Below are 20,176 nucleotides of genomic sequence, written 5' to 3'. Positions count from 1 at the left end.
CAGACGACGATAACCATTACGAAGGTTCTCTAGGCCATACCCGGCGGATGCCAGGGCCGGAAGCCGCAGTACCCATCCAACGAGGATTTCGTCATGGCTTTAACTGTAAACACCAACATTGCTTCGGTTACTACTCAGGTTAACCTGAACAAGGCCAGCACTGCCCAGACCACTTCGATGCAGCGCCTGTCTTCCGGCCTGCGCATCAACAGCGCCAAAGACGACGCTGCCGGCCTGCAGATCGCCAACCGTCTGACCAGCCAGATCAACGGCCTGGGCCAGGCAGTGAAGAACGCCAACGACGGTATCTCGATCGCCCAGACCGCCGAAGGCGCCATGCAGGCTTCGACCGACATCCTGCAGAAAATGCGTACCCTGGCCCTGTCCTCGGCCACTGGCTCCCTGAGCGCCGACGACCGTAAGTCGAACAACGACGAATACCAGGCTCTGACTGCCGAACTGAACCGTATCTCCACCACCACCACCTTCGGTGGCCAGAAGCTGTTGGACGGTTCCTACGGCACCAAGGCCATCCAGGTCGGCGCCAACGCCAACGAAACCATCAACCTGACCCTGGAAAACGTTGCTGCCAGCAACATCGGTTCCCAGCAGATCAAGAGCCTGGGCGTTGCTCCGAGCACCACTGGTGTTGCAGGTGGCGCCATCGCCGTAACCGGTAACGGCCAGACCGCTTCCGTCACTGTTGCCGCTGGTGCTTCCGCCAAGACTATCGCTAGCCAGCTGAACGGCGCCATCGGTGGCCTGACCGCTACCGCCAGCACCGAAGCTCAGTTCGTTGTCGGCGCCGGTGCTGCTACCGCTCCTGCTACCTTCGACATGACCGTTGGCGGCCAGACCACCAAGTTCGTCGGCGTCACCGATACCGCCAACCTGGCTGACCAGCTGAAGTCGAACGCTGCCAAGCTGGGCATCAGCGTCAACTACGACGAAGCCAAAGGCACCCTGTCGGTCAAGTCCGACACCGGTGAGAACATCTCGTTCGCCAACTCCACCGCTGCCGGTACCATCACTGTTGCAACCAAGGACGGCTCGGGCACCTACGGTGCTGGCGTCGCTCTGGCTGACGGCCTGATCGCCACTGGCGCTGTGAACCTGGACTCGGCCAAGGGCTACGCCCTCAGCGGCGCTGGTGTTACCGGCCTGTTCAACGCCGGTACCGACGCTTCGTCGACCAAGACCACCATCGCCAACACCGACGTCACCGACGCCACCAAGGCTCAGAACGCCCTGGCCGTTATCGACAAGGCCATCGGTTCGATCGACAGCGTCCGTTCTGGCCTGGGTGCTACCCAGAACCGTCTGACCACCACCGTTGACAACCTGCAGAACATCCAGAAGAACTCCACCGCTGCCCGTTCGACCGTGCAGGACGTGGACTTCGCTTCGGAAACTGCAGAGCTGACCAAGCAGCAGACCCTGCAGCAGGCTTCGACCGCGATCCTGTCGCAGGCCAACCAGCTGCCATCCTCGGTCCTGAAACTGCTCCAGTAATTCAGGCGCCTGAGTAAGAGGTGGAAGGGCGCGTTTACGTGCCCTTTCGCTTTTTTGACATGAGGAGTTCGAAGCATGGACATGAGTGTCAAGCTGAACCAGGTGTATCCTCCGGTGCTGCCTCAGGCAGTGGCGACTGCCAAGGACCCGCTGGTGCCTGCCAAGGTGCCGGAAGCCGCGGCCGCCGATGACAAGCCGCACACCCGCGAGGACCTGGAGAAGGCGGTTGGCGAGATCCGCGATTTCGTCCAGTCGAGCCAGCGCAAGCTGGATTTTTCAATCGATGATTCCACCGGCCGGGTCGTGGTCAAGGTGATCGCCACTGAATCCGGTGATGTGATCCGCCAACTCCCGTCGGAAACGGCGCTGAAGCTGGCACAAAGCCTCAGCGAAGCTGGCAGCCTTCTGTTTGATGGCAAGGCGTAAGCTGGCATGATTTTTGTTGCTGTCGGTCATTTGCGGCGTGTAGTCGTCAAGGACCCGGCAGCTACCGAACAAGGAGAGCAATGATGGCAGGTTCAACAGTCAGCGGTATCGGTTCGGGCATCGATACCCAGGCGATTGTGAAGTCCCTGGTGGACGCGCAGAAGGCGCCGAAACAGGCACAGATCAACACCCAGACACTGAAGGCAACCACCACGTTGTCCTCTATCGGCAAGATCCAGGCGGCCCTGGATGCCTTCCGTGGTGCGTTGACCAGCATGACCAACGACAACAGCTTCGGTGGTCTGGCGTTGAAGTCGTCGGATGAGAAGGTTGCGACCATCACGGCGGGCGCAGGCGCGGCCACTGGTTCGTTCAACCTGGTTGTGACCCAGCTGGCATCGGCTTCCAAGGTGTCCACCAAGGTTTATGCCGGCGGCGCGGGCACCGTGGTCAACCCTGGCACCACTGCGACCAAGCTGACCATTACCCAGAATGGCAAGGACCACGACGTCAGCATCCCGCCGGGCGCCACGCTGCAGCAGGTGCGCGAGACGATCAACAGCCAGTTCGGTACCGCAGGTCTGAGTGCCAACATTCTGACCGACGCGTCTGGTTCGCGTCTCGTCGTTACCTCCAGCAAGATGGGGGTAGGTTCCGATATTACGCTGTCGGGTAACTCGGGTCTCGACACTGGCTACACCGTTGTAGATCCGCCAAAGAATGCCCAATACAAACTCGATGGCATTTCCATGGAGTCAAAGAGTAACGACATCAGCGACGCGGTAAGCGGTTTGAACATCAAGCTGGTCGGGCTTTCGCCAACGGCGACAGGGGCGTCCGCACCTACGGTGACGACCCTTTCGCTGAGTACGAGCACCACCGCGCTGAAGTCGGGCCTGAAAGGTTTCATCGATACCTATAACGCGCTGATCAAGGCTGTTAACGCCGAGACCAAGGTAACCAAGAACGCCGACGGCACCGTGACTCCCGCCGCGCTCACCGGCGACGCATCCATGCGCGCGCTGATGTCATCGATCCGCGAAGAAATGAACACGCTTTCCGGCAACGGCACGATGAAGTCGCTCGCCGCCTTTGGCGTCACCTCATCCCAGGATGGCGGCACGCTCAGCCTGGACGACAAGAAGTGGGACAAGGCCGCGGCCACCAACGCCGCCGACCTGACCAGCATCTTCAACGGCAAGAATGGCCTGCTGGCGCGCCTGCAGACCGCGACCGAACCGTATGCCAAGGCATCCACCGGCACCCTGGCAGAGCGCTCCAAGGCGCTGAGCGAGAGCCTGACCAAGCTCAAGACCGAGCAGGATACCCTGGATACGCGTATGGAAGCCCTGCGCGTCAGCCTGCAGGACAAGTACAACAACATGGATACTCTGGTCGCTCAACTGCGTCAGCAGCAGAGTAACGTGCTGGGCACGCTCAACGCACTGAACAACGCCAAGAACGACAAATAATCCGTGAAGGTCCCGTGAAGTCCGGGCATGATGTCCGGCTTCACGCCGGCGGCAGGTAAAGTTTTCCGCCGTCGGCCCGATACAAGGACTATGAAACCAGTCGTTTTTGCCCGCTACGAGGTCGCAAGATGAATCCCATGAGAGCCCTTCGGCAGTACCAGAAGGTCAATTCCCATGCCCAGATTTCCGAAGCAACGCCCCATCGCCTGGTGCAGATGCTGATGGAGGGTGGGCTCGATCGCATGGCCCAGGCCAAAGGTGCGCTGGCCCGCGGCGATATCGCCGAAAAAGGCCTGATGCTGGGCAAGGCCATCGACATCATCATCGGCCTGAACGACGGCCTGGATGCGCAGAAGAGCGCGGACCCTGCCTACATCGAGCAGCTGTCGAGCCTCTACGCCTACATGACCAATCGCCTGATGCAGGCCAATATCGACAACGACCCGGCGATCATCGACGAGGTCGCGCAATTGCTGATCACCGTCAAGAGCGGCTGGGACGCGATCGCAGAAGCGCAACAAGCCGGCTGAGCCGGGCAGGGAGAGCAAGGTGAGCAGCGAACTGCAACGATTCGACGAGACCCGCGACGCACTGCTGAACGCCCTGAGTGCCAAGGACTGGGATGCCATCGGCAGGCTCGACGAGAACTGCCGCACCTGCATCGACGACATGCTTGGCGCGCCGGCGCTGGATGAAGAGCTGGTCAAGGAGCGCCTGGAAGGGTTGTTGCAGGTCTATCGCGAACTGCTCGACGCGACCATCGGAGAGCGCCAGGCCATCGCCGATGAAATGACCCAGATCAATCAAGCAAAGAATGCGTCGAAGGTTTACCATTTGTTCAGTTAATATGCACCGGACTGAGCAAAAGGCGCCATAAATTTGACTGTGTAGGCCTTTTTGACTTTACTAGTGGCTGTTTTCGAAATTCAGACGTCCGAACACTGACCATTCAGTCGGAATGATGTCGTGCACGCCCTCCGGGCGCCGATATGACTAGGGAAGTTGCTATTGCATGTGGCGTGAAACCAAGATTCTCCTGATCGATGACGACAGCGAACGCCGCCGCGATCTGGCGGTGGTCCTGAATTTTCTCGGCGAAGATAACCTCTCCTGTTCCAGCGGCGACTGGCAGCAGGTGGTCGAGGGTTTGTCTTCCAGTCGCGAAGTCCTGTGCGTCCTGATCGGGACCGTGAATGCTCCGGCCAATGTGCTGGGGCTCCTTAAGACAGTGGTCGGGTGGGATGAGTTCCTTCCGGTTCTGCTTTTGGGTGAAATTTCTTCCGCGGAGTTCCCCGAGGACCTGCGTCGGCGCGTGCTCTCCAATCTCGAGATGCCGCCGAGCTACAGCCAGTTGCTCGACTCCCTGCACCGTGCCCAGGTCTACCGCGAGATGTATGACCAGGCCCGTGAGCGTGGTCGTCAGCGCGAGCCCAATCTGTTCCGTAGCCTGGTGGGCACCAGCCGTGCCATCCAGCATGTGCGGCAGATGATGCAGCAGGTCGCCGACACCGATGCCAGCGTGCTGATCCTCGGCGAGTCCGGCACCGGCAAGGAGGTGGTGGCGCGCAACCTGCACTACCACTCCAAGCGCCGCGAGGCACCGTTCGTGCCGGTCAACTGCGGGGCGATTCCGGCGGAATTGCTCGAGAGCGAACTGTTCGGCCACGAGAAGGGCGCATTCACCGGGGCGATCACCAGCCGTGCCGGGCGGTTCGAACTGGCCAACGGCGGCACGCTGTTCCTCGACGAGATCGGCGACATGCCGCTGCCGATGCAGGTCAAGCTGCTGCGTGTCCTGCAGGAGCGCACCTTCGAGCGGGTCGGCAGCAACAAGACCCAGAGCATCGACGTGCGCATCATCGCCGCGACGCACAAGAACCTCGAGACCATGATCGAGGACGGGACCTTCCGCGAAGACCTGTATTACCGGCTGAACGTGTTCCCTATCGAGATGGCGCCATTGCGTGAGCGGGTGGAAGACATTCCGCTGCTGATGAACGAGCTGATCTCGCGTATGGAGCACGAGAAACGCGGTTCGATCCGCTTCAACTCCGCATCGATCATGTCGCTGTGCCGTCACGGCTGGCCGGGCAACGTCCGTGAGCTGGCCAACCTGGTGGAGCGCATGGCGATCATGCATCCGTACGGGGTGATTGGCGTGGCGGAACTGCCGAAGAAGTTCCGCTACGTGGATGACGAAGACGAGCAGTTGGTCGACAGCTTGCGTTCCGATCTCGAGGAGCGCGTGGCGATCAACGGGCATGCGCCGAACTTTGCCAGCCATGCCATGCTGCCGCCCGAAGGGTTGGATTTGAAGGACTATCTTGGCAGCCTGGAGCAGGGGCTGATCCAGCAGGCGCTGGACGATGCCAATGGCATCGTCGCCCGGGCCGCCGAGCGCCTGCGCATCCGCCGCACCACGCTGGTGGAGAAGATGCGCAAGTACGGCATGAGCCGCCAGGGTGGCGAGGAGCAGGCGGACGACTGATCCCGCCGGGTTTTGGCGCAATGGCCGGGTGCTTGACAACCCCGGTCATTGCGCTCGGTCAACAAGCCCACAGCTGATTGCCCCCATCTCCGGCACGGCTATTGCTACACCGCTGGCAACATACCGTTTTTATGACGGTCAGCCATGCGAGAGAGCACGATGCCCCAGGCCGCCCACCGTTCCCATTCCTCCGATCCGCGAGGACACACCCCGCTCGAGCAGGAAAGCCGGCAGGGTCTCGAGCAGGCGTTCGCCCTGTTCGACCAGGTTTCCAGCCAGCTCAGCCAGTCCTACAACATGCTTGAGACGCGCGTCAGCGAGCTCAAGGGCGAACTGGCAGTGGTCAGCGCCCAGCGCATGGCCGAACTGGACGAAAAGGAGCGCCTGGCCAACCGCCTGCAGAACCTGCTGGACCTGCTGCCGGGCGGGGTGATCGTGATCGATGGCGAGGGCTATGTGCGCGAGGCCAATCCGGCGGCTTGCGAGTTGCTGGGCGAGCCGCTGGTCGGTGTGCTCTGGCGGCATGTGATCGCCCGCAGTTTCGCGCCGCGTGAGGATGACGGCCACGAGGTCTCGCTGCGTGACGGACGCCGTCTGTCCATTGCCACGCGTTCCCTCGATGCCGAGCCCGGCCAGTTGGTGCTGCTCAATGACCTGACCGAAACCCGGCGCCTGCAGGACCAGTTGGCGCGCCACGAGCGCCTGTCGTCACTGGGGCGCATGGTCGCGTCCCTGGCCCACCAGATCCGTACGCCACTCTCGGCGGCGATGCTGTATGCCGGTCACCTGGCCGACCCGCAGCAGGCGCTGGCGGAGGAGACCCGTCAGCGTTTCGCCGGCAACCTCAAGGAGCGCCTGCACGAGCTGGAGCATCAGGTGCGCGACATGCTGGTGTTCGCCCGCGGCGAGTTGCCCCTGAGCGACCGCATCAGCCCGAAAGCGCTGTTCCAGGCGTTGCAGCAGGCGGCCCATGCCCATGTCCAGGGGCATGCCGTGCGCTGGCAGTGCGACAGTCATCTTGGCGATTTGCTGTGCAACCGCGACACCCTGGTTGGCGCGCTGCTCAACCTGATCGAGAACGCCCTGCAGGCCAGTCATGAGCCGGCGCGAATCAAGGTCCATCTGTCCCGTCGCGACGATAGCCTGCGCATCTGCGTGAGTGATGCCGGCAGCGGCATCGACGCGCAACTGCTGACGCGTCTTGGCGAACCGTTCCTGACCACCAAGGCTACCGGCACCGGCCTGGGGCTGGCAGTGGTTCAGGCCGTGGTGCGCGCGCACCGTGGCACGCTGGGCCTGCGCTCCAAGCCTGGGCGTGGCACCTGTGTCACCGTGGTGTTGCCGCTGATCGACAGCCGGCTGGAGGCAGGTCAATGAGTGTCAAGGTTCTGCTGGTGGAGGACGATCGGGTCCTGCGCCAGGCGCTGGCCGATACCTTGGAAATCGGCGGCTTCTGCCTGCGCGCCGTCGGCAGCGCCGAAGACGCCTTGCTGGCGGTGACCGAGGAGTCGTTCAGTCTGGTGGTCAGCGACGTGAACATGCCGGGCATGGATGGTCACCAGCTGTTGGCGCAGCTGCGCCGCAACCACCCGCAACTCCCGGTGTTGCTGATGACCGCCCATGCGGCGGTTGAGCGGGCCGTTGAGGCCATGCGCCAAGGGGCTGTCGACTATCTGGTCAAGCCCTTCGAGCCCAAGGCGTTGATCAGCCTGGTGGCGCGGCATGCCGTCGGTGCCGGTGCGTCAGCGGGCGAGGAGGGGCCGGTGGCTTGCGAGCCTGCAAGTCGGCAATTGCTGGAATTGGCAGCCAGGGTCGCGCAAAGCGATTCGACGGTGTTGATTTCCGGTGAGTCGGGGACTGGCAAAGAGGTGCTGGCGCGCTATATCCATCAGCAGTCGCGGCGCGTGGACCAGCCGTTCGTGGCGATCAACTGCGCGGCGATCCCGGACAACATGCTTGAGGCGACACTGTTCGGTCACGAGAAGGGGGCGTTCACCGGCGCCATCGCCGCCCAGGCCGGCAAGTTCGAGCAAGCCGATGGCGGCACCCTGCTGCTCGACGAGATTTCCGAGATGCCGCTGGGCCTGCAGGCCAAGCTGCTGCGCGTGCTGCAGGAGCGTGAGGTCGAGCGCGTCGGTGGGCGCAAGCCCATCGCCCTGGATATCCGCATTCTCGCCACGACCAACCGCGACCTGGCGGGGGAGGTGGCGGCCGGGCGCTTCCGAGAAGACCTGTACTACCGTCTTTCGGTTTTCCCCATGGCCTGGCGGGCGCTGCGTGAGCGTCCAGCCGATATCGTGCCGTTGGCCGAGCGTTTGCTGGCGCGCCATGCGCAGAAAATGCGCCATGCCCAGGTGCGCTTGTCCGCCGAAGCGCGGGCGTGCCTGCAAGCCTACGCCTGGCCGGGCAATGTGCGTGAACTGGATAACGCCATACAGCGGGCGCTGATCCTCCAGCAGGGAGGCGTCATCGAGGCGGCGGATTTCTGTCTGGCTGGCGCCATTCCATTGTCGGTACCGAAAATGGCCACTATTGAGCCATTATCTGTCGAGTCGGCCGCCGAGGTCGGGGGGCTGGGCGATGACATGCGCCGGCACGAGTTCCAGATGATCATCGACACCCTGCGCGCCGAGCGCGGGCGTCGCAAGGAGGCTGCCGAGCGTCTCGGGATCAGTCCACGCACCTTGCGCTACAAGCTGGCGCAGATGCGTGACGCTGGTCTGGATGTCGAGGCCAGCCTGTTTGGTTGATACGTCGTTTTGAATGTTTTTCGGGTTGGCTGGCACTCCTCTTGCTAGCACCAACCCATTCGCTGCATGAGTGTCAAAAAAAGTGCGGCAGCCGGAGAGAGAAGTCCATGACCCAAGGTGTTGAATTCAATCGTCTGATGTTGGACATGCGCGCCATGCAGGCCGAAGCCATGTCCCAGCCCAAGGTTGCCGCCGCGCCTGAGCTGGCGCCCGGCCAGAGCAGCTTCGCCGACATGCTCGGCCAGGCCATTGGCAAGGTGCATGAAACGCAACAGGCTTCCTCCCAGCTGGCTAACGCCTTCGAGATCGGCAAGAGCGGTGTCGACCTGACCGATGTGATGATCGCCTCGCAGAAGGCTTCGGTGTCGTTCCAGGCCCTGACCCAGGTACGCAATAAACTGGTACAGGCGTACCAGGACATCATGCAGATGCCGGTATAAGGGCGAGAGTGAGTCATGGCCGAAGCAGTCGTCGATAACGCCCCCGCCAAGAGTGGCCCGCCAGCAGCCAAGCCGCCGCTGTTCGGCATGGCATTTCTGGAAAACATCTCGCAGATGCCCATGCTGCGTCAGGTCGGCCTGCTGGTCGGGCTGGCCGCCAGCGTGGCCATCGGCTTCGCCGTGGTGCTCTGGTCGCAGCAGCCGGACTACCGGCCGCTGTACGGCAGCTTGGCGGGCATGGACACCAAGCAGGTGGTGGACGCGCTGGCTTCAGCCGATATTCCCTATAAGGTTGAGCCGAACTCCGGCGCCCTGCTGGTCAAGGCCGACGACCTCTCCCGTGCGCGCCTGAAACTGGCCGCCGCCGGTGTGGCGCCAAGCGACGGTAATGTCGGTTTCGAGCTGCTCGACAAGGAGCAGGGCCTGGGCACCAGCCAGTTCATGGAAGCCACCCGCTACCGCCGCGGCCTTGAAGGCGAGCTGGCGCGCACCGTGTCGAGCCTGAACAACGTCAAGGCCGCCCGCGTGCACCTGGCGATCCCGAAAAGCTCGGTGTTCGTGCGTGACGAGCGCAAGCCCAGCGCCTCGGTGCTGGTCGAGCTGTACCCGGGCCGCAGCCTGGAAGCCGGCCAGGTCATGGCCATCGTCAACCTCGTGGCCACCAGCGTTCCGGAGCTGGACAAGTCCCAGGTGACCGTGGTCGACCAGAAGGGCAATCTGCTTTCCGATCAGTTGCAGGACACCGCCCTGACCATGGCGGGCAAGCAGTTCGACTACAGCCGCCGCATGGAAGGCATGCTCACCCAGCGCGTGCACAATATCCTGCAGCCGGTGCTGGGCAACGACCGCTACAAGGCCGAAGTGTCGACCGACGTCGACTTCAGCGCCGTCGAGTCTACCTCCGAGCAGTTCAACCCTGACCAGCCTGCGCTGCGCAGCGAGCAGTCGGTCAACGAACAGCGTGCCAGCAGCCAGGGGCCGCAAGGTGTGCCGGGGGCCCTGAGCAACCAGCCGCCGGCCGGCGCCTCCGCGCCCGAAAACGCCAAGGCCGCCGCCACGCCGGCCGGTGCCATCCAGCCCGGCCAGCCGCTGGTGGACGCCAACGGCCAGCAGATCATGGACCCGGCCACCGGCCAGCCGATGCTCGCGCCGTACCCGAGCGACAAGCGTCAGCAGAGTACCAAGAACTTCGAGCTCGACCGCTCCATCAGCCACACCCGTCAGCAGCAAGGTCGCCTGACCCGTCTGTCGGTGGCCGTGGTGGTGGATGACCAGGTCAAGCTCGACGCCGCCACTGGCGAAGCCACCCGCACCCCGTGGGGCGCCGAGGACCTGGCGCGCTTCACCCGCCTGGTGCAGGACGCGGTGGGCTTCGATGCCAGCCGTGGCGACAGCGTCACCGTGATCAACGTGCCGTTCGCCGCCGACCGTGGCGACGAACTGGTCGACATTCCGTTCTACTCGCAGCCGTGGTTCTGGGACATCGTCAAGCAGGTGCTGGGCGTGCTGTTCATCCTGGTGCTGGTGTTCGGCGTGCTGCGTCCGGTGCTCAACAACATTACAGGTGGCGGCAAGCAGGCTGCCACGGACAGCGACATGGAGCTGGGCGGCATGATCGGTCTGGATGGCGAACTGGCCAACGACCGCGTCAGCCTGGGTGGCCCGACAAGTATTCTGTTGCCGAGCCCGAGCGAGGGTTACGAGGCACAGCTCAACGCAATCAAGGGCCTGGTGGCCGAAGACCCGGGCCGCGTGGCCCAGGTCGTGAAAGAGTGGATCAACGCCGATGAGTGACAATCGAGCCATTACCGCCAAGCTGAGCCGCGTCGACAAGGCGGCCATCCTCCTGCTCTCGCTCGGCGAGACCGATGCCGCGCAGGTCCTGCGCCACATGGGCCCCAAGGAAGTGCAGCGGGTCGGTGTGGCCATGGCGCAGATGGGCAACGTCCATCGCGAGCAGGTCGAGCAGGTGATGAGCGAGTTCGTCGAGATCGTCGGCGACCAGACCAGCCTGGGCGTCGGTTCCGACGGCTACATCCGCAAGATGCTCAACCAGGCCCTCGGCGAGGACAAGGCCAACGGCCTGATCGACCGTATCCTGCTCGGTGGCAACACCAGCGGCCTGGACAGCCTCAAGTGGATGGAGCCGCGCGCCGTGGCCGACGTCATCCGCTACGAGCACCCGCAGATCCAGGCCATCGTGGTCGCTTACCTCGACCCCGACCAGGCCGGTGAAGTGCTGAGCAACTTCGACCACAAGGTGCGCCTGGACATCGTCCTGCGCGTATCGTCGCTCAACACCGTGCAGCCGGCGGCGCTCAAGGAACTCAACCAGATCCTCGAGAAGCAGTTCTCCGGCAACTCCAATGCCGCGCGCACCACCCTGGGCGGCATCAAGCGCGCCGCCGACATCATGAACTTCCTCGACAGCTCCGTGGAAGGCGCGCTCATGGACGCGATCCGCGAGATCGACAGCGACCTGTCGGAGCAGATCGAAGACCTGATGTTCGTCTTCAACAACTTGGCCGACGTCGACGACCGTGGCATCCAGGCGCTGCTGCGCGAGGTGTCCTCCGATGTGCTGGTGGTGTCGCTCAAGGGTGCCGACGAGCGGGTCAAGGACAAGATCTTCAAGAACATGTCCAAGCGTGCGTCGGAGCTGCTGCGCGACGACCTGGAGGCCAAGGGGCCGGTGCGGGTCAGCGACGTGGAGACGGCGCAGAAGGAAATCCTCACCATCGCCCGCCGTATGGCCGAAGCCGGCGAGATCGTGCTGGGCGGCAAGGGCGCCGAGGAAATGATCTGATCGGTGGGGCGCGCGCGTTCTACTGTAGGATCGACCTTGTGTCGCGAAAGGGCAGCAAGGCTGCCCCGACAGCTTGCGGTGACATCGAGATCGTGGGGCTGCTTTGCAGCCCTTTCGCGACACAAGGCCGCTCCTACAGGGGCGCATTGGTTGCAGATGGCTTTTGAGTACCTGAAAACATGTCCACCACCGAACACCCCAGCGACCTGATCCGTGCCCGCGACCTCGAGGGTGTGGACGTGTGGGCGCTGCCCAGCTTCGATCCCGAGCCTGAGCCGGAACCCGAGCCTGAGCCGGAAGTCATCGAGGAGGAAGTCGAAGAAGTGCCGCTGGAGGAAGTCCAGCCACTGACCCTCGAGGAACTCGAGGCCATCCGTCAGGAGGCCTACAACGAAGGCTTCGCCACCGGCGAGCGCGAAGGCTTCCACAGCACTCAACTGAAGGTTCGACAGGAAGCCGAAGTGGCCCTGGCGGCCAAGCTGGCCAGCCTGGAGCAAATCATGAGCCACCTGCTCGAGCCCATTGCCGAGCAGGATACGCAGATCGAGAAAGCCCTGGTGCAGCTGGTCGCCGGCATGACCCGCCAGGTCATTGGTCGTGAGCTGCGCAGCGACTCGAGCCAGATCACCCACGTGCTTCGTGAGGCGTTGAAGCTGCTGCCGATGGGCGCCGACAACATCCGTATCCACCTCAACCCGCAGGACTTCGAGCTGGCAAAGGCCTTGCGCGAGCGTCACGAGGAGAGCTGGAAGCTGCTCGAGGACGAGTCGCTGTTGCCGGGGGGCTGTCGGATCGAGACCGCTCACAGCCGGATCGACGCGACCATGGAAACCCGTATCGAGAAGGCTGTGGCGCAACTGTTCGACCAGTCCCACGACCAGGCCCTGCATCCTGCTTCGCCGGATATTTCCGTCGAACTGGACGTGCCGGCGGGTGAAACCGATGCGCCTTGACCGTACCAGCTTCGGCAAGCGCCTGGAGGGCTACGCCGATGCGGTGAAGCTGCCCGACCAGCCGATCGTCGAAGGGCGCCTGCTGCGCATGGTCGGCCTCACCCTCGAGGCCGAGGGCCTGCGCGCGGCGGTGGGCAGCCGTTGCCTGGTGATCAATGACGACAGCTACCACCCGGTGCAGGTCGAGGCCGAAGTCATGGGCTTTGCCGGCAGCAAGGTGTTCCTGATGCCGGTCGGCAGCATCGTTGGCCTGGCCCCGGGTGCCCGCGTGGTGCCGCTGGACGACAGTGGTCGCCTGCCGATGGGCATGAGCATGCTCGGTCGGGTGCTCGACGGCGCCGGTCGCGCGCTGGACGGCAAGGGCGGGATGAAGGCCGAGGACTGGGTGCCGATGGACGGCCCTATCATCAACCCGCTCAACCGTGATCCGATCAGCCAGCCGCTGGATGTCGGTATCCGCAGCATCAACGGCTTGCTCACGGTCGGTCGTGGCCAGCGCCTGGGTCTGTTCGCCGGTACCGGCGTCGGTAAGTCGGTATTGCTGGGCATGATGACCCGCTTCACCGAGGCCGAAATCATCGTGGTCGGCCTGATCGGTGAGCGGGGCCGCGAAGTGAAGGAGTTCATCGAGCACATCCTCGGCGAGGAAGGGCTCAAGCGCTCGGTGGTGGTGGCCTCGCCAGCGGACGACGCGCCGTTGATGCGTCTGCGTGCGGCGATGTACTGCACGCGCATTGCCGAGTATTTCCGCGACAAGGGTAAGAATGTCCTGCTGCTGATGGATTCGCTGACCCGTTTCGCCCAGGCCCAGCGTGAGATCGCCCTGGCCATCGGCGAGCCGCCCGCCACCCGGGGTTATCCGCCTTCGGTGTTCGCCAAGCTGCCCAAGCTGGTGGAGCGGGCCGGTAATGGCGAGCCGGGCGGTGGCTCGATCACCGCGTTCTACACCGTACTGTCCGAGGGTGATGACCAGCAGGACCCGATCGCCGACTCGGCGCGGGGCGTGCTAGACGGTCACTTCGTGCTGTCCCGGCGCTTGGCCGAGGAAGGGCACTACCCGGCCATCGACATCGAGGCCTCGATCAGCCGGGTCATGCCCCAGGTGGTCGATCCCGATCACCTGCGTCAGGCGCAGAAATTCAAGCAGCTGTGGTCGCGCCTGTCGCAGAGCCGCGACCTGATCAGTGTCGGCGCCTATGTGGCCGGTGGTGATCCGGAAACCGACCTGGCCATCGCCCTGCAACCCAAACTGGTGGATTTCCTGCGCCAACGTCTGGATGAGAATGTCGGCATGGCGCAGAGCCGTGAAGAACTGGCCGCGGTGTTCGCGCCGCCAGCGGGCTGATAGATCATGGCCCAGCCCAGCCGAGCGGCACGCCTGGTGCCGGTGGTGGAAATGGCCGAAGAGGCCGAGCGCAAGGCCGCCCAGCGCCTGGGGCATTTCCAGAAGCTGCTCAGCGATGCCCAGGCCAAGCAGGCCGAGCTCGAGAGTTTTCGCGAGGCCTATCAGCAGCAATGGATCAATCGCGGCAGCCAGGGTGTCGACGGCAACTGGCTGGTCAACTACCAGCGTTTCCTCGGGCAGCTGGAAACGGCAATGACCCAGCAGCGCCAGAGCATGGCCTGGCACCAGAACAACCTGAACAACGCCCGCAACACCTGGCAGCAGGCTTATGCCCGCGTCGAAGGGCTGCGCAAGCTGGTCCAGCGTTATCTGGACGAAGCGCGCCGTGCCGAGGACAAGCGCGAGCAGAAGCTGCTCGACGAGCTGTCCCAACGCCTGCCACGCCAGGGTCACCCCTGATCGACCTGACTGGCGCTCGTCGCCAGCGCCTGCTAAACCTTCAGAAGCCGCATTCGCCATCATCGAAGGAATCGCTCGCATGGCAGTCGAAACTGATTTTTCACAGGACGGGAAAAAGCTGACGATCAAGGTCAAGGGGCGTTTTGATTTCGGCAAGCATCAGGAATTCAGGAATGCCTACGAGCATCAGCGTCCGCGCCCGGATTCCGTGGTGGTCGATCTGAAGGAAGCCACGTATCTCGACAGCTCGGCGCTGGGCATGTTGCTGTTGCTGCGCGACCATGTCGGCGGCGAGGACTCGGATATCCGTGTGGTCCATGCCAGCCCTGATGTGCGCAAGATCCTGGCGATCTCCAACTTCGAAAAGCTGTTCGACATCAGTTGAGCCTGGCCATGGCCGCCGATCAGCCGTTGACCGTGCTGGTGGCCGAGGACGGCGCCGCGGACAGGTTGTTGCTGGCGCAGATCGTCCGCCGCCAGGGGCACGTGGTGGTCACCGCCGAGAATGGCGAGCAGGCGGTGGCGCTGTTCGCCGAGCGACGACCGCAGCTGGTGCTGCTCGATGCGCTGATGCCGGTGATGGATGGTTTCGAGGCGGCGCGGCGGATCAAGGCGCTGGCGGGCGAGGCGTTGGTGCCGATCATCTTCCTGACCTCGCTCAATGAAGAGGAGGGGCTGGTGCGTTGCCTGGAGGCCGGTGGCGACGACTTCATGGCCAAGCCCTACAGTGCCGTTATCCTGGCGGCGAAGATCCGCGCCATGGACCGTTTGCGTCGCCTGCAGGCAACGGTGCTGGAGCAGCGCGACCAGATCGCCCGCCATCACCATCACCTGCTCAACGAACAGCGGGTGGCCAAGGCGGTGTTCGACAAGGTCGCCCACTCCGGCTGCCTGAGTGCTGCGAATATCCGTTACCTGCAGTCGCCCTATGCGTTGTTCAACGGCGACCTGTTGCTGGCGGCGTATACGCCTTCGGGCGACATGCATGTGCTACTGGGTGACTTCACCGGTCATGGCTTGCCGGCCGCGGTCGGCGCCATGCCATTGGCGGAAGTGTTCTATGGCATGACTGCCAAGGGCTATGGCCTGGTCGAAACCCTGCGGGAGATGAACGCCAAGCTCAAGCGCATCCTGCCCGTGGATATGTTCTGTTGCGCGCTGTTGCTCAACCTGAGTTACCAGCGAGGGACGGTGGAGCTCTGGAACGGTGGCATGCCGGATGGCTATCGTTTGTCGTCGCAAGGCGAGGTGCTGGGTGTCCTCCCTTCGCGCCACTTGCCGCTGGGAATCCTTTCGCCCGAACAGTTCGACGATGCTACCGAGGTGATGCCGCTTGCGGTGGGAGAGCGGTTGTTCCTGCTGTCAGACGGCGTCGTTGATACGGCTGATGAGCAGGACTGCCTGTTTGGCGTGGAGCGCCTGCGCGAGGTGCTGGCGGCCAACCGTGATCCGGCGGTGTTGTTCGACGAGCTCATGCAGGCGCTGGCGGGATTCGGTGGTCAGTCTCGTGACGATATCAGCCTGTGCGATATCCGCATGCTGGGCCCCGAGCCTGTCGCGCCGCAGGCGGTGGTGTACTCCGACAGTGGTCGTTCCAGCCCACTGGACTGGTCGATGCAGTTCGAGTTGCGGGGCGAGAGCCTGGGTCGCTTCAACCCGGTGCCATATCTGGTACAGCTGTTGCAGGAGATTCATGGGCTCAGGCCTAGCAGCGGCAAGTTGCACAGTGTGCTGAGCGAGCTGTATGCCAATGCGCTGGAGCATGGCGTGCTGGGGTTGGACTCGGCGCTCAAGTGCGACGCCGACGGCTTCGCCGAGTACTATCGCCAGCGCGCCGAGCGTCTGGGACGCGAGGTGCATGGCAGCGTCGGCATTGCCCTGCGGGTGGAACCTCAAGGTGCGGGCGGGCGTCTGACCATCGAGGTTCGCGACAGCGGCGCAGGCTTCGATGTGGCGCGCTTGCCGCTCGACAGGCCGTGTGGGCACGGGTTCAGTGGGCGCGGAGTGAGCCTGGTGCGGCGGCTGGCGGAAAATGCCCAGTGGCTGGAAGGTGGCCGTCTGGCGCGCGTGGAGTTTCAATGGTGAGCCGGTTTGCGCGGCTTGATCAGGGAGTGAACAAGTGGTGGACATGCATATCGATCAGAGGGTGCTGAGTGACTTGCGGGAGGTCATGGAAGATGGCTACCTGCAGTTGCTGGAAACCTTCCTCGAAGACTCCGAGCGACGCCTGAGCCAGCTGCACGAGGCCAAGGACGCCGAAGAGCTGGGCCTGGCCGCGCACAGCTTCAAGGGCAGCAGCAGCAACATGGGCGCCGTTGGTCTGGCCGAGCTGTGCCGGGAGTTGGAGGAGCGGGTCCGCCAGCAACCTTTGTACGGTATTGAAGACCTGATCAACCGCATCGACCAGGAGTACGTGGAGGTCCAGCGCTTCTACCGTGCCGAGCGGCAGCGGATCGCCGCCGAGTAAAAATTGGCGCGAGTTTTGCTTTTCTTCGCACAGACGCATTTTACCAGTTCTGCAGCGGAGACCTCTCAATGCCTGTCGCATCCAATCCATTGTTGCAAGCCGGCCTCGTCAACAAGACGTCGCGCCCGGCTGCCAGTGTGGCGGACAAGCCGCTGCAAGCCCCGGCCAGCCAAGGCGATGGCTTCGACCAGGTCATGGCCCGGCAGGGGCGCGACAGCGTTCCAGCGCGTGACGACAAGGTCGCCAAGGGGGCCGACCCGGCCAAATCCAAGGAGCAGGCCGCACCTGCCGCAGGCGGCAAGCCGGACGACGCCAGCAAGCCGGCGGTTGCCGATGACGGCAATAACTTGCCAGTCATCCCGGGCAGCAAGCCTGTTGCCGAGGCGGATGAAGCCACCGAAGGCGACACTACCTCGTCCCTTGATGCCAGCCTGGTGGCTGGCCAGGTCACCGACGCCCAGCCGGGCGCGCAGTTGATCCAGGCCCAGGCCGAAGCGGTCGCCCCGGTGCTGCAGGCGGCGGCGCAGGCGCCACAGCCTGTGTCGGCGGCGGCGGTCGTCGAGGAAGCGCCCAAGGATGCCGCGTTCGATCCGGAGGCGGACCCTCTGGCCAACATGCCGACCTTGCGCCTGGCGCTGGAGCAGGACGCCCAGGCCAAGGGAACCACATCGGCCCATGCGGCCAGTAGCCGCTCCGACAGCAGCCAGGCGCCTGCCGATCCCGCCGCCACAGCCGTCAATACCTTGGCGAACGTGGTTGGCAAGGCCGAGCAGGAAGCGGGGAACGCCGAGCATGGCGACAAGGCATTCGCCGGGCTGATCGACGATGGCCTCAAGGATATCAAGGGCGCCAGCAGCGACACGCGGGTCGATGACTTCGCCGACCGCCTGGCCAGCCTGACGCAGGCGGCGACGCCCAAGACCGCCAATGCCGTACCGGTGACCCCGAACCCGCTGCAGCAGCCGCTGGCAATGAACCAGGGCGCCTGGGCCGAAGGCCTGGTGAACCGGGTCATGTACCTGTCGAGCCAGAACCTCAAGTCGGCGGACATCCAGCTTGAACCCGCTGAATTGGGGCGCCTGGACATCCGCGTCAATGTCGCGGCGGACCAGCCCACCCAGATTCACTTTGTCAGTGGGCATGCCGGCGTGCGCGATGCGCTGGACAGCCAGGTCTATCGACTGCGCGAGCTGTTCGCCCAACAGGGGCTGGCGCAGCCGGACGTCAGCGTGGCCGACCAGTCCCGCGGCCAGCAACAGCAGCAGGCGCAGCAGGGCGGCTCGAGCCTGTCCGGCGTGGCGGCGCGCCGCGCCGAGGCGGTTGGGGAGGGCGTCGATCCTGCCGAGGGCGCGCGTCCTGCCGAGCATCAAGTGGTGGTCGGCGACAGCATGGTCGACTATTACGCCTGATATTCGCCGGCCCTGCGCGGCCACCTTCGGGTGGCGCTTGTCTGGCGACAGGGCCGGTACCTTCCTTCTCGGTCAAATCTGGCATAACACTTGCTCAAGCCACGTCATCCTTCTTTGAAACCCCGATGGACGACGGATTATTGGCATGGCGAAGAGTGACGCAGTGAAAGACCCCGCCACTAAAGGCAAACTCAAGTTGATCCTGCTGCTGGTGCTGGCCCTGCTCCTGGCGGTCGGCCTGTCGGTGGGCGCCACGTGGTTCTTCATGCACAAGAGCGCGTCGGCGCCAGCGCCTGACGCTGCGCAGAGCAACGTAAAGCCGGCGGCGATCTACGAACCCCTGGCGCCGGCCTTCGTGGTCAACTTCAACCAGAACGGCCGCCAGCGCTACATGCAGGTGAGCATTACCATGCAGGGGCGCAACCAGGCCGACCTGGAGGCGCTGAAAGTGCACATGCCGGTGATCCGCAACAACCTGGTGATGATGTTCTCCGGCCAGGGCTTCGACACCCTCGCCAGCAGCCCGGTCGGGCAGGAGATGCTGCGTCAGAAGGCCACCGCGGTAGTGCAGGAAGTGGCGCAGAAGGAAGTCGGCAGGCCGGTCGTCGACCAGTTGCTGTTCACCAATTTCGTATTGCAGTAGGAGCACATAGATGGCCGTGCAGGACCTGCTGTCCCAGGATGAGATCGATGCCCTGTTGCATGGGGTGGACGATGGGCTGGTACAAACCGAGAGCGCTGGCGAGCCCGGCAGCATCAAGAGCTACGACCTGACCAGTCAGGACCGTATCGTGCGGGGTCGCATGCCGACCCTGGAAATGATCAACGAGCGTTTCGCCCGTTATACCCGCATCAGCATGTTCAACCTGCTGCGTCGCTCCGCCGACGTGGCAGTGGGCGGCGTGCAGGTGATGAAGTTCGGCGAGTACGTGCACTCGCTGTACGTGCCCACCAGCCTCAACCTGGTCAAGATCAAGCCGTTGCGTGGCACCGCGCTGTTCATCCTCGACGCCAAGCTGGTGTTCAAGCTGGTGGACAACTTCTTCGGTGGCGACGGCCGTCACGCCAAGATCGAGGGTCGTGAGTTCACGCCGACTGAGCTGCGCGTGGTGCGCATGGTCCTGGACCAGTGCTTCGTCGACCTCAAGGAAGCCTGGCAGGCGATCATGCCGGTCACCTTCGAGTACATCAACTCCGAGGTCAACCCGGCCATGGCCAACATCGTCGGCCCCAGCGAGGCGGTGGTGGTCTCGACCTTCCACATCGAGCTCGACGGCGGTGGCGGCGATCTGCACGTGACCATGCCGTACTCGATGATCGAGCCGGTGCGCGAAATGCTCGACGCCGGTTTCCAGTCCGATCTGGACGACCAGGACGAACGCTGGGTCAAGGCCCTGCGCGAAGACGTGCTGGACGTCAATGTGCCGGTGTCGGCCACGGTCGCCCGCCGCCAGTTGAAGCTGCGCGACATCCTGCACATGCAGCCGGGTGACGTGATTCCGGTGGAGCTGCCGGAGCACCTGGTGCTGCGCGCCAACGGCGTGCCGTCGTTCAAGGCGCGGCTGGGCTCGCACAAGGGCACCCTGTCGCTGCAGATCATCGACCCGATCGAGCGCCGCTGACGGCGTGCCGATCGCTCCAACGTATTG

20 protein-coding genes are annotated in these 20,176 nt (G+C 63.8%); all 20 read left to right on the top strand.

The features are described 5' to 3' along the window. Positions 1–93: 93 nt before the first annotated feature. The 20 genes from AC25M7_RS12715 (at position 94) to fliM (ending at position 20,149) form a co-directional block, all read left to right on the top strand. The gene (locus tag AC25M7_RS12715; protein ID WP_486971117.1) at positions 94–1,512 is read left to right on the top strand and encodes a flagellin N-terminal helical domain-containing protein; all 1,419 of its coding nucleotides are present in this window, start codon (positions 94–96) and stop codon (positions 1,510–1,512) included. Between the two features lie 75 nt (positions 1,513–1,587). Then, positions 1,588–1,938, top strand: a complete 351-nt coding sequence (locus AC25M7_RS12710) for a flagellar protein FlaG (RefSeq protein ID WP_486971116.1) — start codon at positions 1,588–1,590, stop codon at positions 1,936–1,938. A gap of 83 nt (positions 1,939–2,021) precedes the next feature. Continuing rightward, complete coding sequence (gene fliD / locus AC25M7_RS12705) at positions 2,022–3,410, top strand: flagellar filament capping protein FliD (RefSeq protein WP_486971115.1); 1,389 nt, start codon at positions 2,022–2,024, stop codon at positions 3,408–3,410. 128 nt (positions 3,411–3,538) lie between these two features. After that, on the top strand, positions 3,539–3,940 hold the full coding sequence (gene fliS, locus AC25M7_RS12700; protein ID WP_028692784.1) for a flagellar export chaperone FliS: 402 nt from the start codon (positions 3,539–3,541) through the stop codon (positions 3,938–3,940). A gap of 19 nt (positions 3,941–3,959) precedes the next feature. Continuing rightward, positions 3,960–4,256: a flagellar protein FliT gene (locus tag AC25M7_RS12695; protein ID WP_207851961.1), complete on the top strand. Its 297-nt coding sequence runs from the start codon at positions 3,960–3,962 to the stop codon at positions 4,254–4,256. 166 nt (positions 4,257–4,422) lie between these two features. Further along, a complete protein-coding gene (fleQ, locus tag AC25M7_RS12690; RefSeq protein WP_069016753.1) occupies positions 4,423–5,898 on the top strand; it encodes a transcriptional regulator FleQ in 1,476 nt (491 codons plus the stop codon). A gap of 159 nt (positions 5,899–6,057) precedes the next feature. Then, a complete protein-coding gene (locus tag AC25M7_RS12685; RefSeq protein ID WP_028692787.1) occupies positions 6,058–7,275 on the top strand; it encodes a sensor histidine kinase in 1,218 nt (405 codons plus the stop codon). After that, the gene (locus tag AC25M7_RS12680) at positions 7,272–8,648 is read left to right on the top strand and encodes a sigma-54-dependent transcriptional regulator (RefSeq protein WP_207851960.1); all 1,377 of its coding nucleotides are present in this window, start codon (positions 7,272–7,274) and stop codon (positions 8,646–8,648) included. The genes AC25M7_RS12685 and AC25M7_RS12680 overlap by 4 nt, the downstream gene beginning before the upstream one ends. Positions 8,649–8,755: 107 nt before the next feature. Then, positions 8,756–9,088: a flagellar hook-basal body complex protein FliE gene (gene fliE, locus AC25M7_RS12675; RefSeq protein WP_028692789.1), complete on the top strand. Its 333-nt coding sequence runs from the start codon at positions 8,756–8,758 to the stop codon at positions 9,086–9,088. Between the two features lie 15 nt (positions 9,089–9,103). Next, positions 9,104–10,882: a flagellar basal-body MS-ring/collar protein FliF gene (fliF, locus tag AC25M7_RS12670; protein ID WP_028692790.1), complete on the top strand. Its 1,779-nt coding sequence runs from the start codon at positions 9,104–9,106 to the stop codon at positions 10,880–10,882. Beyond that, positions 10,875–11,894 (top strand): flagellar motor switch protein FliG, encoded by a 1,020-nt coding sequence (gene fliG, locus AC25M7_RS12665; protein ID WP_028692791.1) that lies wholly within the window; start codon positions 10,875–10,877, stop codon positions 11,892–11,894. Before fliF ends, fliG begins: the two co-directional genes overlap by 8 nt. Before the next feature lie 179 nt (positions 11,895–12,073). Beyond that, positions 12,074–12,847 (top strand): flagellar assembly protein FliH, encoded by a 774-nt coding sequence (gene fliH, locus AC25M7_RS12660; protein ID WP_062360699.1) that lies wholly within the window; start codon positions 12,074–12,076, stop codon positions 12,845–12,847. After that, positions 12,837–14,192, top strand: coding sequence for a flagellar protein export ATPase FliI (gene fliI, locus AC25M7_RS12655; protein WP_038706560.1), 1,356 nt, complete (start codon positions 12,837–12,839; stop codon positions 14,190–14,192). Before fliH ends, fliI begins: the two co-directional genes overlap by 11 nt. Positions 14,193–14,198: 6 nt before the next feature. Next, positions 14,199–14,651: a flagellar export protein FliJ gene (fliJ, locus tag AC25M7_RS12650; RefSeq protein ID WP_028692794.1), complete on the top strand. Its 453-nt coding sequence runs from the start codon at positions 14,199–14,201 to the stop codon at positions 14,649–14,651. A gap of 79 nt (positions 14,652–14,730) precedes the next feature. Further along, the gene (locus tag AC25M7_RS12645) at positions 14,731–15,036 is read left to right on the top strand and encodes an STAS domain-containing protein (RefSeq protein WP_028692795.1); all 306 of its coding nucleotides are present in this window, start codon (positions 14,731–14,733) and stop codon (positions 15,034–15,036) included. Between the two features lie 8 nt (positions 15,037–15,044). Further along, entirely contained in the window at positions 15,045–16,736 is a 1,692-nt protein-coding gene (locus AC25M7_RS12640) for an ATP-binding SpoIIE family protein phosphatase (RefSeq protein ID WP_307942231.1), read from the top strand. 43 nt (positions 16,737–16,779) lie between these two features. Next, positions 16,780–17,118 (top strand): Hpt domain-containing protein, encoded by a 339-nt coding sequence (locus AC25M7_RS12635; protein ID WP_189662233.1) that lies wholly within the window; start codon positions 16,780–16,782, stop codon positions 17,116–17,118. 68 nt (positions 17,119–17,186) lie between these two features. Then, the gene (locus AC25M7_RS12630; protein WP_062360703.1) at positions 17,187–18,527 is read left to right on the top strand and encodes a flagellar hook-length control protein FliK; all 1,341 of its coding nucleotides are present in this window, start codon (positions 17,187–17,189) and stop codon (positions 18,525–18,527) included. A gap of 145 nt (positions 18,528–18,672) precedes the next feature. After that, entirely contained in the window at positions 18,673–19,170 is a 498-nt protein-coding gene (gene fliL / locus AC25M7_RS12625) for a flagellar basal body-associated protein FliL (protein ID WP_028692799.1), read from the top strand. A 10-nt stretch (positions 19,171–19,180) separates the two neighbouring features. Beyond that, a complete protein-coding gene (gene fliM / locus AC25M7_RS12620) occupies positions 19,181–20,149 on the top strand; it encodes a flagellar motor switch protein FliM (protein WP_028692800.1) in 969 nt (322 codons plus the stop codon). Positions 20,150–20,176 lie beyond the last annotated feature (27 nt).

Source organism: Pseudomonas sp. P106(2024) (assembly GCF_057480815.1).
The sequence above is the reverse complement of the archived record's forward strand: the minus strand, read 5'-3'. Positions and strand labels throughout refer to the sequence as shown.

Excerpts from the sequence above, each read along its gene's own strand:
- AC25M7_RS12715 (WP_486971117.1), top strand. The coding sequence starts at position 94 with ATGGCTTTAACTGTAAACACCAACATTGCTTCGGTTACTACTCAGGTT.
- AC25M7_RS12710 (WP_486971116.1), top strand. The coding sequence starts at position 1,588 with ATGGACATGAGTGTCAAGCTGAACCAGGTGTATCCTCCGGTGCTGCCT.
- fliD (WP_486971115.1), top strand. The coding sequence starts at position 2,022 with ATGGCAGGTTCAACAGTCAGCGGTATCGGTTCGGGCATCGATACCCAG.
- fliS (WP_028692784.1), top strand. The coding sequence starts at position 3,539 with ATGAATCCCATGAGAGCCCTTCGGCAGTACCAGAAGGTCAATTCCCAT.
- fleQ (WP_069016753.1), top strand. The coding sequence starts at position 4,423 with ATGTGGCGTGAAACCAAGATTCTCCTGATCGATGACGACAGCGAACGC.
- AC25M7_RS12685 (WP_028692787.1), top strand. The coding sequence starts at position 6,058 with ATGCCCCAGGCCGCCCACCGTTCCCATTCCTCCGATCCGCGAGGACAC.
- AC25M7_RS12680 (WP_207851960.1), top strand. The coding sequence starts at position 7,272 with ATGAGTGTCAAGGTTCTGCTGGTGGAGGACGATCGGGTCCTGCGCCAG.
- fliE (WP_028692789.1), top strand. The coding sequence starts at position 8,756 with ATGACCCAAGGTGTTGAATTCAATCGTCTGATGTTGGACATGCGCGCC.
- fliF (WP_028692790.1), top strand. The coding sequence starts at position 9,104 with ATGGCCGAAGCAGTCGTCGATAACGCCCCCGCCAAGAGTGGCCCGCCA.
- fliG (WP_028692791.1), top strand. The coding sequence starts at position 10,875 with ATGAGTGACAATCGAGCCATTACCGCCAAGCTGAGCCGCGTCGACAAG.
- fliH (WP_062360699.1), top strand. The coding sequence starts at position 12,074 with ATGTCCACCACCGAACACCCCAGCGACCTGATCCGTGCCCGCGACCTC.
- fliI (WP_038706560.1), top strand. The coding sequence starts at position 12,837 with ATGCGCCTTGACCGTACCAGCTTCGGCAAGCGCCTGGAGGGCTACGCC.
- fliJ (WP_028692794.1), top strand. The coding sequence starts at position 14,199 with ATGGCCCAGCCCAGCCGAGCGGCACGCCTGGTGCCGGTGGTGGAAATG.
- AC25M7_RS12645 (WP_028692795.1), top strand. The coding sequence starts at position 14,731 with ATGGCAGTCGAAACTGATTTTTCACAGGACGGGAAAAAGCTGACGATC.
- AC25M7_RS12640 (WP_307942231.1), top strand. The coding sequence starts at position 15,045 with ATGGCCGCCGATCAGCCGTTGACCGTGCTGGTGGCCGAGGACGGCGCC.
- AC25M7_RS12635 (WP_189662233.1), top strand. The coding sequence starts at position 16,780 with ATGCATATCGATCAGAGGGTGCTGAGTGACTTGCGGGAGGTCATGGAA.
- AC25M7_RS12630 (WP_062360703.1), top strand. The coding sequence starts at position 17,187 with ATGCCTGTCGCATCCAATCCATTGTTGCAAGCCGGCCTCGTCAACAAG.
- fliL (WP_028692799.1), top strand. The coding sequence starts at position 18,673 with ATGGCGAAGAGTGACGCAGTGAAAGACCCCGCCACTAAAGGCAAACTC.
- fliM (WP_028692800.1), top strand. The coding sequence starts at position 19,181 with ATGGCCGTGCAGGACCTGCTGTCCCAGGATGAGATCGATGCCCTGTTG.